Genomic DNA, 17,120 nt, shown 5'->3' with positions numbered 1-17,120 from the left:
CAAAAAGTCTATCTCAAATCTTCCAAAATTATGTATTTTTTAAGAACAATCCGAAGTTTGACCACTGTTTTTACTGGACTTTCTCTATATATTCTGCTATACTGTTGTTAATAAGTATACCCGGAAAGGCAGTGATTCCATGGAGCCATTGACCCTGTACCGCAGGCGGCTCATTCCTAATGAAACGGTGCTTCTGGATCATGACGAGCTGTTATTTCATGACAGCACTCTTCTGGTCACCCGCTGGAAAACCATCCATCCGAAAAAGCGCCTGTCTCATGGCACGTCCTGCTACTATTTAAAAAGGGGCTATAAAGTCAGCCAGTTTTTTGATCACAGCGGCCAGCTGATGTACTGGTATTGTGATATTATAGAAACCAGTTGGGATTCCGACGCCCGAGCCTATACTTTTACCGACCTGCTGGCAGATGTAGTGGTCTGCCCTGATCTTTCTGTCCATTTGCTGGATCTGGATGAACTGGCTCTGGCTCTGGAAGATCAACTGATAACACCGGAACAGATGTGCGCCGCGCTCCGCCGTCTTCACAGCTTGCTGCAGATAATTGAGGCAGGGGAATTTTCCAGCCTGTTGGAACCTTTCCGCCAATATTAAAAACGTATTTTTTACAATAGAAACCAGTCCGACCGGTAAGACAGTTGTCTCCAAACGGCTGGTTTTTTTGTTGCAGAATTTTAAATCAGCCCTGCTCCCGGCACAGATACAATAAGCCGCAGCCTCATGCACAGAGTATGTTTCTTCAGGCACAAGGCTGCGGCTTTTATACTATTGTCTTATTAATGCTTTTCCATCTGCAGCGTCTTCATTCTTCTAACATGTGAGATGGATAAAAACGCCGCAGATAATGTGATAATTATAAAATTCCGTTTCTCTTTCTTCTACGGACAACTACCAGGCCGGTGCCCATTCCTGCTGACAGGATCAGCAGTACAATGTACATCATCATACCCTTATCTCCGGTAGGAGGAGTAGGAGGCAGTACAGCCAGGGTCTCGGTCTTCTGGCCTCCACATACATAGCAGGTGTAAACTTTCTTACCTTCTTTTGTCTGTGTAGGTTCAACTGTTACGATTCCGTCATCCCACTTGTGGTCTTCTGTTTTCACTTCACCACAAGCACAGCTGCTGGTATGAGTCTTGCCGTCTCCTGAATCCTTCCAGTCTCCAAAGGAGTGTCCGGTTGCAGGAATTTCTTTATAAGTGCTGTAATCACCGCGGGTGCAGGTCTCATATGCTTCCCAGCCTGCTTCTGTACAGGTTGCTTCCTTGCCTTCATGCTTCACAAGGTCATGACCAAGTGCAGGAATCACTTCCTGTTTCACAAAGATCTCTCCGCAGACGGAGCAGTGCTTTCCTTCTGTCAGACCGGTTTCGGTACAGGTTGCTTCCTTCGCAGGATCGATCACTTCGGTATGCGCCTTCTTCGGTACAACTTCCTGTTTCACAAAGATCTCTCCGCACACGGAGCAGTGCTTTCCTTCTGTCAGACCGGTTTCGGTACAGGTTGCTTCCTTCGCAGGATCGATTACTTCCGTATGTGCCTTCTTCTGCACCACTTCCTGTTTCACAAGGATCTCTCCACACACGGAGCAGTGCTTTCCTTCTGTCAGGCCGGTTTCTGTGCAGGTCGCTTCCTTCGCAGGGTCGATTACTTCCGTATGAGGCACCATCGGAATCTCTTCATAGGTGGTGTAATCGCAGCGCTTACAGGTCTCATAAGCTTTCCAGCCTACCTCTGTACAGGTCGCTTCTTTTCCTTCATGCTGTACCAGGTCATGGCCCAGCGCTTCTCCGAAGGTGAACGTCTCTGTTCCAACCGCTCCGCACTCGCAGCTGTAATAATATACCGCAGGCTCTGTGCAGGTTGCCTCACTCTTCAGGTACTTTTCGTCTGTATTCTTCTGGTCGAACACACACTCATGTGCCTTTACGGAAGAGTACTGGAACGGTCCGATATCCACAACCGTCATTCCGGTAATGTCATTATTGAAGAAATCCTTTGTCAGTGGCAGCGCCGCTTCGTTCTGTTCCTTATAGTCATACTCGCGGTCTACCACCATACCCTTGCCAATGGCCGGGCTCTTCTCCGCCAGCTTGATTCCTTCGAACTGGCTCAGGTCAAATCCTCCCGTAGGCGTCTTCACGCCGCGGCCTGCTTCAGGGCTCATCGCCACACCGGCTCCCTTGCCGCCTTCCAGCTGTTCTACCTTATCTCCTGTGAAATCACTTCTTCCAAGCAGCGCCTTCACCGGCTGGGCCGACATGAATCCATCCAGGTTCTCAAATACTGCGTTCAGTTCTTCCTTGCTGTTCAGCGTGATGTTGTTTTCCAGGACCACTGTTGATCCTTCCACTACGCTGTCTACAATCGCTGCAGGGTAGAACAGGTTATTCTTCATTTCTCCGCTCAGCTTCGGGTTACTTACTGTCCCGTCACTGCTTCCGTTGATATGGAAGCCTCCGAACTTTCCTTCCGTGGTCAGACCGTTGGGTGCAATCACGATGTTGTTGTAGAAATACGCTGTATTAGCAGGGCCTCCAAAAATAGTAGCTACTTTATCGCCCAGGATAAACAGGTTGTTATAGATCGCTTCCGGCGCTCCGGAATAATGGAACAGGCCGTTCTGGCTCTCGCTAATCCCTACGCTCTGCGCGTCTTCCACACTCACGTTATAGCGCACCAGCGTGCCGTCATCCATGGTTCCCATGAACAGGCAGAATCCGCCGTTGTTACGGTAAGTGTAGTTGTACTGGAATACGGTTCCCCAGCAGAACATATCCGCGTCAAACGCCTCAGAGTCGTTGCAGACCCATACGTTATTCACCGCTTCATTATACTGTGCCACTGCGTCCTTTGTCCCGATGAACCACAGTCCCGCAAAGTTCGGAGAACCCATGGTCATCGGCGCCTGACGGTTACCCATGTCTTTCGCCACTGCTCCGGTCTTCTCCGCTACTGCACGGCAGCTTGACAGAATATCAGTATTCCAGGTAACGCTGCCGCTTACATTGCCGCTATTGCTCGTCGCATAGTAGGAATACCCTGCATCCGTCAGGTAGTTATTCTCCAGCACCGGCTTGTTGGCGGAAGAAATCACCACGCCGTCTCCGGGTACACCTGCGATATAGTTGTTGCTGATGCTCACATTTTCCATGTAAGCAGGGAACTGCGTACGGGTATCCCCCATCCATGCCAGCACATCGTTGCGGATTCCTTCCACATCACAGTACATCACGATGTTGTTGTTGATCTGCAGGTCGTCATAAGGGCCATAGGCATTGATGCCGCCGCTCATCTTTCCGCCGGCGCCTTTCGCTCCATTAACAGGGTGATAGCCTACCACATCATGCACATAGCAGTCCTCGATCACCACATGCTGCAGCTTGCCTGCACGGTAGAACGCTTTCTCCTTCTCTGCATTGCTGGTGGGAAGCGTCTCCAGTCCTTGGGTTTCAAAATAGTCAAAGATCACAGCGATACCGTTACGGCCGGTAGCGCCCTTCTGCATTTCCTTGGTATAGTTGGTCACTTCAATCCCGCGGATTTCCCACTGCTCCACATTGAACAGCTCAATAGTGCCGGAGGGATAGAACTTACGCCATGCGTCAAAGGCCAGGTAAGAATGGGCATTCAGATCCGCCACCGTACCGTCTCCATTCAGGACAGGACGCTTGGAGGAATCTCCGCCGTCGTTATACTTGGTCATGATGATGGGATTTCCGGGGGTACCGGAGCCTTCGGGACGGAACTGCACGCCGCTCCAGGTGCTGGTCGCATCCAGATAAATGCGGTCGCCAGGGCCGAAGGTTACGGACTGCAGCTTCTCAAATGTCTTCCATGCAGTCTCAGGGGTATGTCCGTCGGCATCGTCATTTCCGCCGTTGGACAAATAATAATTCGTTGCTACATGTGCGCTTGCTTTTACAGTAAAGGTTACAGGGATATTTTCACCGGCCGCAGTAACCATAGTCAGCTTATGTTCCCCGTCAGCCAGTCCCTTGAACACATCTGCATTCAGCGTAACCTGATATCCTTTCATTTCGGCAGGATAATTTGACGCATTCAGAGGAGCCTCTCCCTTTTTGGCGGTCCACTGTTCAGCATTCAGTTCCTTGTCGCCTACCAGTACCTTAACGATATCTGTATCGTTCTCCATATAAGGAGAAATGTACAGTGTCTGGGCTTCCGGATATTTACTGTCCGCCTCAAATGTTTCAGGGGAAACAGTGTAGGTAATGCCCTTCACCGGAATTTCAACAGAAGTAAGGGTTTTGCTCTGAGTTGCAGCGCCGTTTTTCACAACACTTACGCCGTCAATAAAGTGGCGGTTGCTGATTTCACCCAGGTTTGTGCTGTTATTGCTCCACCCGTCCATAATGGTAAGGCTTTTCAGCGATTTCACCTGATCATAGTTTTCTACCTTGAACAGGTTCATGTCTGTAACTCCATCACCAACAATCTTATTGGTAGAAATCACTTTACCGTCAATTTTTTCGGTCAGGCCTTTCTCACTGTCGATCACCCACTCAAACTTATGCCAGCCTGTACTTCTCTCTGCATCGGTAGTACCCCATGCGTAGTTTTTATACGTACCTCCGGTTATACGAGCTCCATAATGGGTTTTGGTCATGTTATCAACATAGGGGGCGATAACTCCGTCATAGAAAAGACCAAGCGCATTGCCCTGACCGTTGATGCTGAATCCAAACTTCGTCTGGTCAGCGCCGCCGTTGGCGTCATAATACCATGCGGTAACAGTCACATCGGAGACTTCTTCCAGATTCTTGGCAGGATATCCTGTCGTGCTGCCCACTGCGGTAGCGGCATAACGACCATACATAGATCCAGCGTCAGAATGTCCATATACATCAGGAGAAGCGTCGGTAAACTTCTTATCTCCCTCAAAGCTGTCCACAAACACGACATCTTTAGGATCATAGTAGCTTACTTCAGCCGTAACCTTAACCGTCTCGCCTTCCTTCGGCGTATAGCCGGGCTTGATGGTCATTGTTCCGTCTGCTCCAACAATTACGTTCTCATTATTCGTTGTATATTTTACTCCGGCAATGGCATAGTCATCCATGTTTTCAAGATATACGCGTGCACTTTCGCCCTTTGCCAGAACGCCGGTATTGTCTTCTCCGAATACCAGCTCAAATTCCTTGGCAACATACTTCGTTGCCGCGATGTTCTGCTGCGCCTCTGCTGTTGTCGCTTCGGCAGCATTCTTTTTCAGCGTTACAGTGAACTTATAGAACCCGTCCACGCCGTCCTGATTCGTCAGGCTTCCGGCTACCGGCGCCTGATACTCTACTTTATTTACTGTAACAGCAATGCCATCTCCGGCCGCTGCCGCTGCTTTTGCCTCGATCAGCGCCAGCACTGCCGCTTCATTCGCTACGTCAGCCTGAGATACTGCGTCAAAGGTCAGAGCTTCTACCGCTTCCTTCGCTGCGTTTACTGCTTCCTGATCAGCTGCCGCGTCCGCGGTTTCCACAGTGATCGTGGTGCTGATGCCTGCTGTCTTCGCATCCCCTGCTCCGGGCTTCAGGATGTACATGTCATCGATGAAGTGCTTGTCCTGGACGAACTCCACGACTTCCTTCTTATCGCCCCAGTTGGTGGCCACACCTGCCTTGGAGATGCTCTTGACTCCTGTCACTACCAACGGTTCTGTCTGGCCGTCCAGGCACACAGGTCTTCCGTCAATGTACAGGCGGGTCCCATCTGCCGCAACGTCGGCTTCCATCTTATGCCAGCCTTCGCTTCTCACGATATTTGTCTGGTTCCAGTTTCCGCCATAACGGATTGTGTAGGTTTTCACATATTCCAAACGCTGATCCAGCGTCAATGTACTTCCTCCTGCACCCTTATCCGCCGATGCGGGAACTCCGATGCCGAACAGCAGGTCCGGATAGTTGTTGATTACCATTCCAAACTTAATCTGATCGAAATTATTGGGAGATAAACGGCCCGCAAGCTCTTCTATGTCCTGCTCTGCCTCTGTACAGGGATCATAGTACCAGAATACCAGGCGTCCCGTGCTGTTGATCGCAGGGGACCACATCCCGTCTTTTACATTTTGGTTTGTGGTGGTTCCGGCCTTCAGTCCGGTATGCGCCATCTTATCTGAATGGGTCAGGCAGTATTTCCCTGTTGCTGAAGGGATCAGGCTTCCGTCTTTCTCCAGCCCGTCGCTCCACAGCAGCTGGTCCGCGGTATAATACTTCGCGGTAGTGCCTATGGTGATTTCATCTCCGTTTGCGGCAACAGCGCCCTCTTTCAGCGTCACCTTGCCGTCTTTCAGTTCATACTTATCCCCGCCCTTGGTAATTTTCAGGTCAGCGGAATCCACCGCCGTTCCTTCTGCTGCTTTCACATACACGCGGGCCGGGTCTACGCCGTTCCAGGTGTTTCCTACTTCAGATACCACCTCGGGCGCGCCGGTTGTTTCAGCTGCTTCCACCCGCGCTACGTCCAGGCTCGCCGCTGAAGTCAGGCAAAGGCTGAATGCCAGCAGGCTGCTGAGCAGCTTTCTGCCAAATTTCTTTCTCCTCATTTTCCTTCCACTCCTTTTGAATTTTATACACTATGCTTCAAATGCTTTTTCTCCCACCTCCTCTGAAATAACTTTTATATTGCCGCGTCCCTCAATACCTAATAAAACCCAACGGACATTCGGCTAAAAACAGCTGCCGCTGTTTTTATGACATAGTTATCGCGTCATAACGGTCCTGGTCAAAGACAATTTCCGCCGCTTCAACCCTTTCCGCGATCAGCCTGCTCACCTCGCTTCTGGCAAAGAATACGCGCAGCGAATCCTCAGCCTCCTCAAAAGGCATATATCCCAGGCTTTCCACTGATTTCAGCACGATATTCACCTTGTCCTCGCGGTACAAATACCCTTGTATGCTGTCCCCCGGCTTCATGTAATCGAAATAGTTATAGATCAGATCCTCTGTGGTGGTATCCTCTTTTGCAATGTCCCTGGTGTTCTGAGTCACCTCTTCTGTTCTGCCGTCCTCATAAATCACCGTATATTTATACACAGTCCCAAGAGTCAGGTTTTCCTTATTGGCTTCATACACCTCTTCCAGCTGTTTCTTGGTAGGCTCGACCAATTCTTCCTGGGAATGTTCCAGTTCAGACCGGATATTCCCGTTCAGGTATTGATAATATGTAAAGGGCGTAAACTCCGACAGACCGTAAAACGCATCCCCGCTGTCCTTTTTACTGGCGCGCTGGGCGTTTTCCGCTTCCATCTCCTCCATCATGCCGCCGTAATCCTTGTATTCCAAAATTCCCCGTTCCGATGCCAGGATGAACTCCTCCTTCGCCTGCACCACGGCAGCCAAAGCCTTTTCCTTTGCGTATTCAAGAGGAGTTACTCCGTCAAACTCGCTTGTCCAAAATTTGTCATCAGATTCCGCCTTATAATTAACCCAAAAATAATTAACCGTAGCTGCTTTCTGATCCCTCAGAAACAGCATGTACTCTTCTTCTGTCACACCATATCCGTCCACTGTCAGAAGATAGGCTCCGCTGTCTACCGAATCTGAGCCCTTGCTCTGTTCCTCTTTGCCGCAGCCGCCCAAAACCAGGCTGCTTAAAAGCGCCGTCAGGGCAAAAATGCCGAAGATTCTCCGGCTCCTTTTTATGTATTGTTTTTTCATCATCAGATTCCTATTTTCTTTCACATATTGCTACACATAACATTATATCAGGTTCATGGAATCTGCTAAGTGGAAAGATTTATTCCCCCCCTTGCCGGAAATATTACAAAACGTCTTCTAAATTCAGAAAAGGGCATAAACCAACAATTAAAACCGCTTTTATAACCAGTTAAAAATTGCTATTTATGCCCTTATCCTAGAGTCATTATGATGTCTCAAATATTCATTAAAATAAATTTAACATATTTTCATGTATCTGTCAAGTTTTTAAATAATTTAAATGTATGTTTTTATTTTTCGACTCAATTCGACACATTAATACTGCATTGTATTTAAGAATTATTTGTTCTTACCATATTCTTATTCTGTTCTTCCCTGCTTTCAGGTTTGCCAGAGGCCCGGGAACGCCTTGATCTTTCCTATCATATCCCAGCAGGTCCTTTGACAGGCGGATAAAATTCCCGTCTGCATCATCAAAAGGCGCCTCTGTGATTCTTGGAAGTTCAAATCCGGCTGTATCCAGCACCGCAGCCTGCAGCTCAAAGAAGTCCTGGGGCAGATTAATTTCCAGATATCCAGCTCCGTTTTCCTCTGACACAGCTGCCTGAGGATCTTCCTGAGAGCAATACTTCTCTTCTTCTCTGTCGTATGCCAAAGCCCCTTTGAAATAAGCGTTGCCGTTGATATAAGCCGGCTGAGGCACATGTTTGAAGCGTTCATGATCCCCCGGTTTCTGGCTTTTGATCCTCTCCACATATTCTTCCAGAGAAGCCGGCGCGCCATTATAGCTGACCGTACCCGATGAAGCGTCTTCCGCGCTGTCCAGAGCCTCTCCTATAAAAATATTCTGGAAAAATCTGTCGTCTCCGCCATAGACCAGCGCACACCCAGCTACTTCTGTAGTGTGGGGGAAATGATACGGCGTGGAACGGTCCAGCACATCAATGCGCCTCATAATGCCGCAGCAGAGATTATGGACATAGGCTCCGCCCTGGGCTACATTGTCAAAGTTATAATCCGACGCAAAAATATTATTGTCCACCAGATAGGGCCCGTGGGTCACTTCCATCATCAGATCCCGCTCATTATCGTAGTAAATATTGCTGCTGATCCTCGCCCCCTGCGCCTGCCAGTCCATCCAGGTGCCCAGGGAACAGCTGTGAATCCGGTTGTGGTGGATCTGCACGTCAACAGCGGCATGGAATTTAATGCCCGCGATTTCATATCCGAAAAATTCCTGCTTCACTGCAATGTTATAAATATGGTTTCCGTAAATCTCTGAAAAAGCGCACCCCAAATGCCCAACAATGCCATTCTGCCCGCAGTCATGGATGATGTTGTTGCGCACAATATGGGAACCTATGGTTTCTTTGCTCCACCCGATCTGTCTGGCGCGGAACACCGCCTCCATCTGGTACTGGTATCCAGGCTTTCTCCAGGTCCTGTAGCACATCTCATGACCTGTGGATTCTTCTTTTCCAAGACTTACCGCGCTGCATTTTGCATCATGGATGTGGTTGTTTTCAATGATCCAGCCTTTACTCCAATGAGCACCGATCAGTCCTGGCTGGTCGGCTGTGGGCGGGGCCCAGGGGCAGGCTGCCTGTGCAATCTCAAACCCCTGCACTGTGATATAATTTCTTCCGGCACGCTCCGGATAAAAACAGCACTTACGCACGCTGATTTCTGTCAGCTCCTGGTTAGGGTCTGCATTCTGAAAATTGGCATATATCACCGTTTCCGTCTCTCCCACTTCCGCGTACCACTGGTACACGGTGTCTTCAGGATGCAAAATCTCCTGTTTTTTCTTCCTCCAGGGCGGATTAAACCCTTCTGTCCGCATTTCACCCCGCTTTACTTCTTCCAGAGAAGCAGCCTCATAAAGGGACTTTCCATTCAGATAAACATCCCCGGCGTGCACAGGCCTGTCCTCCGGATAAATCATCCAATCTCCGGCGATCAGCTCCGCAAATGGATTCCAATCCCCAAACAGATCGTTCGGCACCGAAGTTTTCCACACTGAGCCCTCTTTTTTCACCCACTGATCCACCGGTTCGGAGCCTTTGATCACCACATGTTCCCCTTCCGCCGCCTGATAAGTAATCCGGCAGTTATCGCTGGTTCCTGAGTTTACCGGCTTTACCCATTCTCTGTATGTACCTTCATGAACCACTACTGTATCACCGGGCATAGCCTCTTCTGCCGCCCTGGATATGGTGCGGTAAGGGCACTGTTCGGTCCCTTCCCCGCGATCGCAGCCAGTCACTGCAACATGAATCATTCTCTTCATCCTGTTTCGTCTCCTTCCTGCCACATTGGCATGTACCACAGCTTATCTGATTGCATTATAATTCCATCCGTGATAAAATGTTAGGACAAAACAAGCTGAAAATATGTCATATATTGCTGTGAGGCCAATGCAATGTTACCTTTTTATGAAAACAACAGCTGGCAGTTCCGCTGCTTTCGATTTGTCCCGGATGAATTCCCCTCTCATCTCCATAAAGAACTGGAAATTGTATATGTCCGGCAGGGCGCCATTGAGATCCGGCAGGAGGATCTCTGTTTTTGCCTGGAAGAAAGGGACTGCGCGGTTATTTTTCCAAATACCGTACACAGTTACCGTCAGATGCCGGGCAGCGATGTCCTGATGACAGTTTTTGATCAGTCCCTGGTGTCCCACCCTTTTGGAAATCTCAGGACCTGCCGCAGCCAAAAACCATTTATAAAAGCCGCACAGGTGCACCCGGATATCCCATACTGCATGGAAAAACTGCTGCAGTTGGGAGCCGGGCAGGAACACCCTGCGGCTGTAATCGGTTACCACATTCTGATGTTAGGCCATGTCCTGGAGTCTGTTCCTGTCACGGACACTCCCTCCTGCATGGCAGAAACCAATATTCAAAAAATACTGTCTTATTCTTCCGCACATTTTCGTGAACCGATTACAATTTCCAGTATAGGGAAAGCATTGGGGCTGAACCGGTGTTATGTCTCCAGATTATTTAACCAGAAAGTCGGCAGTTCTTTTCCGGATTATCTGAATGCGCTGCGCATGGATCTGGCCGCGCAGCTGCTGCTCACCACAGACGACACGGTGGAAAGCATCGCCCTCTCCTGCGGCTTTTCCGGAGACAGAAGTTTTTACCGGAATTTCAGAAAAATCTATCATACCACCCCCAGGAAATACCGCGGCGCAGGGTTTCTCAGAAAATCATAGAACGGCGGATAAAACAGGACTACAGTTCTTCCCCCTGCTTTACCAAAAGCAGTCTTTGCCCCGGCTTCAGCGCATCTGTCGCCAGCCCATTGGTCTGCAGTACAATTTCTTTTGTGGTGGAGAAGCGCTTAGCCACAGTCCACAGGGAGTCTTCAGGCCGGACAATATACCCGATAATTCCCGGAGTCTGTTCCAGCTCTTCCGGTGTCATCGGCTGAAATTCCACGTCTGTTACCACATTTTCCTTACAATTTCTCTGTACCAGTGTATCCAGATTCAGCGAGGCTTTTACTTCTATTTCATCATTCCCCAGCATGACGGTTGTCAGCTGTTCGATCACAGGATTCATCTCCCACAGGCAGTCCGGGCCGATCCCTCTGGCCTCCACCACATCAGAAAAGGGTACTGCGCCTTCCAGAGATCGGAGGGGTTCTTTATCATCATCGGACATATATAGTATTTGAAGCACCAGGGCTCCCTCTACCTTCAGCCCGTCTTCCACCAGCTCTGCTGAATCAATTTTTACGGACCCGCTGCTGTGGCAGATTTGAAGAATTTTATCTTCTCCGGCAGCTTTCATCTGATCCACCACTTTACATTTTGCCCCATTTTTTACCAGAAGGCTGCGGAAATATGCTTCTTTCATTTTCGGAACAGCTTTTTTTCCTGGCTGATACAAGTCGCAGAGAAGCTGAACCCAGCCTTCCTCGAACAGGCGTATATCCAGATCCAGAACTGCGTCCACGCTGATCACGCGGTTTTCTCCATCATAATCCGGTCTGGCTTCAATCTCTTTATGTCCCAGGCTGATGCGGGTGGATGAGACCATGCCGCTCCGGCAGCCGGGGCATTCCACTTCTCCGGAAATTAAAATTGATTTTTCCATCCACTGCAGCGGAATATGGTCCTCTTCCCCGCTGTATATCGCAAACAGTACCAGTTCTCCCCGCAGCGTAAGCTTCTCGTCCTCAGGCTTGCATTCCACATTGCGCAGTTCCAGGCTGTTCCATAGAATCTGGCGGATATTAGGGTTATTGCTGGTCAGTTCAATTTCTTCTTTTACCCGGAAAGAGTCCCTCTTCTGCACTTCCATCTGCAGAACCTCCAGACGCTTTGTCAGGGTCTGCAGTTCTCCCGCGTCTGTCACTTCCTGAGCGGCGACTTCGTCATAAAGCCGGTCAGCGTTCACTTCCAGCGTAACGATAGCATTTGCCCGCAGTTTTCTGGAATTCACCGCAGTCAGGGTCAGGTCCTCAATATCCCATTTTACCTGCAGATGATCCTGCAGTTCCAATCCGTCAAAATTCAGCGTCTCTTCAAATGGAACCGCTCCGGCAAATTGTTCCGGGATTTCTCCCTCCTCCGGGGAATAGAGCAGAGAAAAAACCAGTTTCCCCTTCACCGCCGCCTTATCTTCCATAGGTTTAGACGCCTCCAGCTGAATCTCTGCCTGCTGCATGATGATCCTCGCCAGATCCGGCTTCATTTCCGGCAGGTTGAAATCCTCATCCAGCGTGAGCTGGCTGGTCACTTTTCCCTTCAGCCTGTTCATATGTATATTGCTTTTCTGTAACTCCATACGCACCTCCGCTTGCGGGCCATGCCGCCATGCGGCCTGCCCGGACAAAATCATCCTCTCACTCAATATATGAATCATACCCCGGAAACATAACCCCGCCATCCACATTTTTTTGGTTTTTCCCCAAACCCTGCGCCTTTTTCTGTTTCAGGAAATACGCTATAATTGAGTGAAATGAGGAGGTACAGTATGAAGCAACCAAATGTTATTGTATTTTTTACGGACCAGCAACGCTGGGATACCACCGGGGCCGGCGGAAATCCCTGCGGCCTCACCCCCAACTTTGACCGCATGGCACAGGAGGGGACCTGGGCGAAATATGCGTTTACGCCGCAGCCAGTCTGCGGGCCCGCGCGGGCTGCCCTCCAGACCGGAAAATATGCGGCTGCAATCCATATGCATCACAATGGACTGGTTCTTCCCAAAGAGCACAAAACCATGGCCCATTATTTCAATGAAGCAGGCTATGATACCGCCTATATCGGCAAATGGCATCTGGGGGATACCCGGGGAGCGGTGCCGGAAGACCAGCGTGGGGAATACCGGTACTGGCTTGGAGCCGGATCCCTGGAACACACCTCCAGGCCATATGATACCGTGGTATACGATCATAATGACACACCGGTGAAACTGCCCGGATACCGTGTAGACGCCCTGACTGATGCAGCCGTCCGTTATATCGGAAAAAAACATGAAAATCCTTTTTTCCTGTTTCTGTCCTTTTTGGAACCCCATTTCCAGAATTCCAATGACAGCTTTCCCGGTCCGGATTCCGCATCTCCTGTTACAAACCCTTATATTCCGCCGGATCTGGGCGCACTCACAGGCACTTCCCGACAGCACCTCCCCGGATATTATGGAATGGTAAAACGGCTGGATGAATGTCTCGGCAGAATTCAGGATGTTTTGAAAAGCCTGCATCTAACCGAAAATACCATCGTACTTTTTACCACAGACCATGGCTGCCATTTCAAAACCAGAAACGCGGAGTACAAAAGGTCCTGTCATGACAGCTCCATCCGCATTCCCATGGCTTTCACCGGCGGCCCGTTTTCAGGAGGAGGCTGCCTGCAGCAGCTGGTCAGCCTGATCGATGTGGCCCCCACCCTGCTGGACGCCTGCGGCATTCCTGTGCCCGGGGATATGCAGGGGCGTTCCATCCTCCCTCTGGTGAACCGGACCGCCTGTGACTGGCCGGATGACGTTTTTGCCCAGATCAGCGAGAGCCAGACCGGCAGGACCGTGCGCACCCACCGCTGGAAATACGCGGTGGAAGCTCCGGGAACGGACCCCATCCAGGATTCAGGCGCCGGGCTGTATGTTGAAACTGCCCTTTATGACCTGGAAAACGATCCCTATGAGCTGGATAATCTGATCGGGATGGCTCCCTTGCGGCCGGTAGCAGACAGGATGAAGAAACGTCTGCTGCGCAGAATGAGGGAGGCAGGCGAACCTCTTCCTGAAATTCAGGACGCCCCGGAACAGCCGGCCAGGCAGCATGTCTTATTTGATGGGGAAGAAAATTTATAAGCATTTGTGATGAAACATCTGCATGCTGCCGATTACCCGCCAGGCAGTATGCGGATGTTAATTTATTTTGCATAATCTTACTGCCCGTCTGGAACTTCTTCCCCGGTTCCTACTGCGCCTCTCCATCTTGCATTTACTGTAATAAATATAAGTTATGCTTTTACGATGCAAACATTTCTTGACTTTTCTTAGAAATATATGTATCATAAACTCTACATTAACTGTAATCTATCTATATAATAATCCCACGGAGACGCTTCATGGAACTTCAGAAACACAGACTAACTGTCGGCCAAATGGCTAGGCTGCACGATATCAATAAACGGACACTTCACTATTATGATGAAATCGGTCTGTTTTCCCCAAAGCTCAAAGGAGAAAACGGCTACCGTTACTATACCATGGATCAGATGGCCGACCTGGAACTGATTCTGGCCTTCCGGGAGCTGGGCATGTCCATTGAAGAAACCCAGGCAGCAATTCATTGCAGCGCAGGGACAGTGAATGATATATTAAAAGATAAAATTAAAGATATAGACGGAAAGATTCAGCATTTAAGAAGCATGAAAAAGCTGCTGGAGGCCCGTCAAAAGCTGTCTGCTCTGTCAAAAGACCTCCCTCTGGGAAAGATAGAGACAATATTCTGTGAAGAGGAATATTTTTTGCTGAGCAATAAAATCGTGGGGACAGAAGACGAAAACTATTTCCTCGCCATGGGAGAGCTACTGAACAGGGAACGGCGTTACCGGCTGTTTAATCATGATTATGGAATCATGATTTCTGCTGAGAAAATTATGGACGGACGGTTCAACGATTATGACCGTTTTTATATGAAACCCAGTTCCGCAGTACAGAAAAATCTTTTTAAACGCCCGGCCGGAAATTATCTGCGCATTGCCGTTAAAGGAGACTGGACCCAGCTGCCCGGCGCGTACAGGCACCTGCTGGAGTATGCACAGGAGCACCATATCCGATTTGAAGGCTACTCTTATGAGCGGGGCCTGAATGAAACCCTGAGTTCCAACATGGATGAATATATTACAGAAATCCTTATTAAATGGACTGAAGATATTGATCTATAATCCGCAGGAGAGAAATGTTCCGATGAAAAAAACAGCCGCCCCGTTAAAAGCCCTGAAGGCCGCGTTCCCCCATACAATTCCCATTTTCGCCGGATTCTGGTTTCTGGGGCTGACCTATGGTATTTACATGCGAGCCTCTGGTTTTAGCTTCTGGTATCCGATGCTGATGAGTCTGACTATTTTTGCCGGTTCTATTGAATTTGTCACCGTCAATCTGCTGATGAGCGCCTTTAACCCTGTCCAGGCCCTCGCCATGACGCTGATGATCAATGCCCGCCACCTTTTTTACGGCATTTCCATGCTGGACAAGTTTCGGAGCTGCGGGTGGAAAAAGCCCTACCTGATCTTCGGCATGTGTGACGAGAGTTTTTCCATTAATTATACAGCGGATATTCCTGAAGACGTGGACAAGGGCTGGTTCATGTTTTTTGTGACCCTGCTCAACCATCTTTACTGGTTCTCAGGCTCAACCCTGGGCGGCATTTTCGGATCCCTGCTTACTTTTAATACAAAAGGGCTGGATTTTGTAATGACCGCCATGTTCGTCGTCATTTTTCTGGAACAGTGGCTGAAAGAAAAAAATCATTCCAGCGCGCTGCTGGGACTTGGCCTTTCCCTGCTGTGTCTGATCGCTTTTGGAGCAGACCGTTTCATGATCCCATCCATGCTGGCTGTGCTGGGCGTGCTCACCCTTCTGAGAAAGCCTCTGGAGAAAGGCGGTGAACCGGCATGACTATTTTCCAGCAGATTACCACCGTCTTGATGGTCATCTTGGGAACAATGCTCACCAGATTCCTCCCTTTTCTTCTCTTCCGGGGAGACAAGCCTGCGCCCAAATATATCAGGTATCTTGGAAAAGTCCTTCCTTCTGCGGTATTCGGCCTTCTCGTCATATACTGCCTGAAAAATGTGGATATGACCGCAGCCGGCCATGGTCTTCCTGAACTGATATCCATAGCCGCTGTAGTGGGCCTGCACCTCTGGAAACGGCAGATGCTGCTGTCTATTGCGGGAGGGACCATCTGCTATATGTTTCTGGTGCAGTTTATTTTTCTGTAAATAAGGAAAACAAACCGGAATCAGATCATTGCTTAGGGCACCCTTATGTCAAGCCCACGACAAAAATTTCTATTTATTTACTAAAGTCCACCTTCACTAAATGACGGCGGACTTAGGGTGAACTTTTATACTATTTACTTTCCAAACAGGTCGGAATGTGTCCCAGTGCGAGAAGCAGTTAAAATTAACTTGTCTTGCTTTATTGCATAAATAAGCAGCCAGTCCGGTAAAATATGGCATTCGCGGAATCCTGTATAATTTCCTGTCAGGGAGTGGTCTCGATACTTCTCTGCAAGTAACTTCTCTTCTAAAATTGTTTGGATTACATCTTCCAGACGATTCATATCATATCCTCTCTTTTTCACCCGCTTGTAGTCTTTCCGAAATTGTCCGGTTGTTTCCAATTGTAACATCACTCACCGTCCATTTCCGCGTCAAGCTCTGCAAACAATTCACGGGCAGAGGAATAGTTTTTTGTTGAAATATCACCATTCATAATATCTCTTGCTTCCTGCATGGCGGCTTCTGTCTCAGCATTGTACCGAGGCTGCTTCATTTCAAAAGGCAAACCACCTTCCATGATAGATTTGCGTAAAAAGATATTAATTGCATCAGTAACTGTAATACCAAAACTGGCAAAAAGTTTTTCTGCTCCGGCTTTTGTTTCTGGATCAATACGGACGTTGATATTAGCTGTTTTAGCCATTATGCTCACCTCCTTAAATCATTGTCTATATCTATAGTATATCTCATTGTATTAACAATATCAACACAATGTGAAACATTTTTATAAAATGAATCTTTTATAACTGCTATATTTGTCGAAAATTGTCGCCGCCATCTCCGTCATACATATGCCTCAAATAGAAACAGCCAGAAATGCCTCCCTAACAGTAAAGAAACAAGAACCACCCCGCTCACTGCAGAAATATCCCCCACCGCCGGAGAGGACTCTGGC

Annotated in this window: 12 protein-coding genes; 6 read left to right on the top strand and 6 right to left on the bottom strand. The window is 48.9% G+C overall.

Translation table 11 applies throughout. From position 1 onward, the window contains the following. The first annotated feature begins 139 nt into the window (after nt 1–139). Nucleotides 140–613 carry a ribonuclease FAU-1 family protein gene (locus EV209_RS11100; protein ID WP_130435532.1) on the top strand — a complete coding sequence of 158 codons (474 nt, stop codon included), beginning with the start codon at nt 140–142 and terminating at the stop codon, nt 611–613. Nucleotides 614–872: 259 nt separating this feature from the next. Here EV209_RS11100 and EV209_RS11095 read toward each other — a convergent pair whose 3' ends face one another. The 3 genes from EV209_RS11095 to EV209_RS11085 form a co-directional block, all read right to left on the bottom strand. After that, nucleotides 873–6,578, bottom strand: coding sequence for a right-handed parallel beta-helix repeat-containing protein (locus EV209_RS11095; protein ID WP_130435531.1), 5,706 nt, complete (start codon nt 6,576–6,578; stop codon nt 873–875). Nucleotides 6,579–6,723: 145 nt separating this feature from the next. Next, nucleotides 6,724–7,716 carry a hypothetical protein gene (locus EV209_RS11090; protein WP_165388906.1) on the bottom strand — a complete coding sequence of 331 codons (993 nt, stop codon included), beginning with the start codon at nt 7,714–7,716 and terminating at the stop codon, nt 6,724–6,726. Nucleotides 7,717–8,041: 325 nt separating this feature from the next. Beyond that, nucleotides 8,042–9,982 carry a right-handed parallel beta-helix repeat-containing protein gene (locus tag EV209_RS11085; protein WP_130435529.1) on the bottom strand — a complete coding sequence of 647 codons (1,941 nt, stop codon included), beginning with the start codon at nt 9,980–9,982 and terminating at the stop codon, nt 8,042–8,044. A gap of 132 nt (nt 9,983–10,114) precedes the next feature. Here EV209_RS11085 and EV209_RS11080 point away from each other — a divergent pair, with 132 nt between their 5' ends. Beyond that, entirely contained in the window at nt 10,115–10,912 is a 798-nt protein-coding gene (locus EV209_RS11080; RefSeq protein ID WP_130435528.1) for a helix-turn-helix transcriptional regulator, read from the top strand. A 19-nt stretch (nt 10,913–10,931) separates the two neighbouring features. Here EV209_RS11080 and EV209_RS11075 read toward each other — a convergent pair whose 3' ends face one another. Then, entirely contained in the window at nt 10,932–12,491 is a 1,560-nt protein-coding gene (locus tag EV209_RS11075) for a DUF3794 and LysM peptidoglycan-binding domain-containing protein (RefSeq protein ID WP_165388905.1), read from the bottom strand. A gap of 189 nt (nt 12,492–12,680) precedes the next feature. On the opposite strand from EV209_RS11075, the gene EV209_RS11070 reads away from it, so the two are divergent. The 4 genes from EV209_RS11070 (at nt 12,681) to EV209_RS11055 (ending at nt 16,162) form a co-directional block, all read left to right on the top strand. Continuing rightward, nucleotides 12,681–14,021, top strand: coding sequence for a sulfatase family protein (locus tag EV209_RS11070; RefSeq protein ID WP_207220605.1), 1,341 nt, complete (start codon nt 12,681–12,683; stop codon nt 14,019–14,021). A 260-nt stretch (nt 14,022–14,281) separates the two neighbouring features. After that, nucleotides 14,282–15,103, top strand: a complete 822-nt coding sequence (locus EV209_RS11065; protein ID WP_130435526.1) for a MerR family transcriptional regulator — start codon at nt 14,282–14,284, stop codon at nt 15,101–15,103. 22 nt (nt 15,104–15,125) lie between these two features. After that, nucleotides 15,126–15,836, top strand: a complete 711-nt coding sequence (azlC, locus tag EV209_RS11060; RefSeq protein ID WP_130435525.1) for an azaleucine resistance protein AzlC — start codon at nt 15,126–15,128, stop codon at nt 15,834–15,836. Then, on the top strand, nt 15,833–16,162 hold the full coding sequence (locus EV209_RS11055; RefSeq protein ID WP_130435524.1) for a branched-chain amino acid transporter permease: 330 nt from the start codon (nt 15,833–15,835) through the stop codon (nt 16,160–16,162). The genes azlC and EV209_RS11055 overlap by 4 nt, the downstream gene beginning before the upstream one ends. 134 nt (nt 16,163–16,296) lie before the next feature. Here EV209_RS11055 and EV209_RS11050 read toward each other — a convergent pair whose 3' ends face one another. Both EV209_RS11050 and EV209_RS11045 read right to left on the bottom strand, forming a co-directional pair. Continuing rightward, complete coding sequence (locus EV209_RS11050) at nt 16,297–16,575, bottom strand: type II toxin-antitoxin system YafQ family toxin (protein ID WP_130435523.1); 279 nt, start codon at nt 16,573–16,575, stop codon at nt 16,297–16,299. Further along, nucleotides 16,575–16,868, bottom strand: a complete 294-nt coding sequence (locus EV209_RS11045) for a type II toxin-antitoxin system RelB/DinJ family antitoxin (RefSeq protein WP_130435522.1) — start codon at nt 16,866–16,868, stop codon at nt 16,575–16,577. The genes EV209_RS11050 and EV209_RS11045 overlap by 1 nt, the downstream gene beginning before the upstream one ends. Between the last annotated feature and the right edge of the window lie 252 nt (nt 16,869–17,120).

The sequence above is a fragment of the Cuneatibacter caecimuris genome (assembly GCF_004216775.1).
In the GTDB taxonomy this organism is placed as follows: domain Bacteria; phylum Bacillota; class Clostridia; order Lachnospirales; family Lachnospiraceae; genus Cuneatibacter; species Cuneatibacter caecimuris.
The sequence above is the reverse complement of the archived record's forward strand: the minus strand, read 5'-3'. Positions and strand labels throughout refer to the sequence as shown.

Coding starts and splice junctions, on each gene's coding strand:
- azlC (WP_130435525.1), top strand. CDS start 15,126: ATGAAAAAAACAGCCGCCCCGTTAAAAGCCCTGAAGGCCGCGTTCCCC.
- EV209_RS11070 (WP_207220605.1), top strand. CDS start 12,681: ATGAAGCAACCAAATGTTATTGTATTTTTTACGGACCAGCAACGCTGG.
- EV209_RS11065 (WP_130435526.1), top strand. CDS start 14,282: ATGGAACTTCAGAAACACAGACTAACTGTCGGCCAAATGGCTAGGCTG.
- EV209_RS11050 (WP_130435523.1), bottom strand. CDS start 16,575: ATGTTACAATTGGAAACAACCGGACAATTTCGGAAAGACTACAAGCGG.
- EV209_RS11055 (WP_130435524.1), top strand. CDS start 15,833: ATGACTATTTTCCAGCAGATTACCACCGTCTTGATGGTCATCTTGGGA.
- EV209_RS11075 (WP_165388905.1), bottom strand. CDS start 12,491: ATGGAGTTACAGAAAAGCAATATACATATGAACAGGCTGAAGGGAAAA.
- EV209_RS11100 (WP_130435532.1), top strand. CDS start 140: ATGGAGCCATTGACCCTGTACCGCAGGCGGCTCATTCCTAATGAAACG.
- EV209_RS11080 (WP_130435528.1), top strand. CDS start 10,115: ATGTTACCTTTTTATGAAAACAACAGCTGGCAGTTCCGCTGCTTTCGA.
- EV209_RS11095 (WP_130435531.1), bottom strand. CDS start 6,578: ATGAGGAGAAAGAAATTTGGCAGAAAGCTGCTCAGCAGCCTGCTGGCA.
- EV209_RS11045 (WP_130435522.1), bottom strand. CDS start 16,868: ATGGCTAAAACAGCTAATATCAACGTCCGTATTGATCCAGAAACAAAA.
- EV209_RS11085 (WP_130435529.1), bottom strand. CDS start 9,982: ATGAAGAGAATGATTCATGTTGCAGTGACTGGCTGCGATCGCGGGGAA.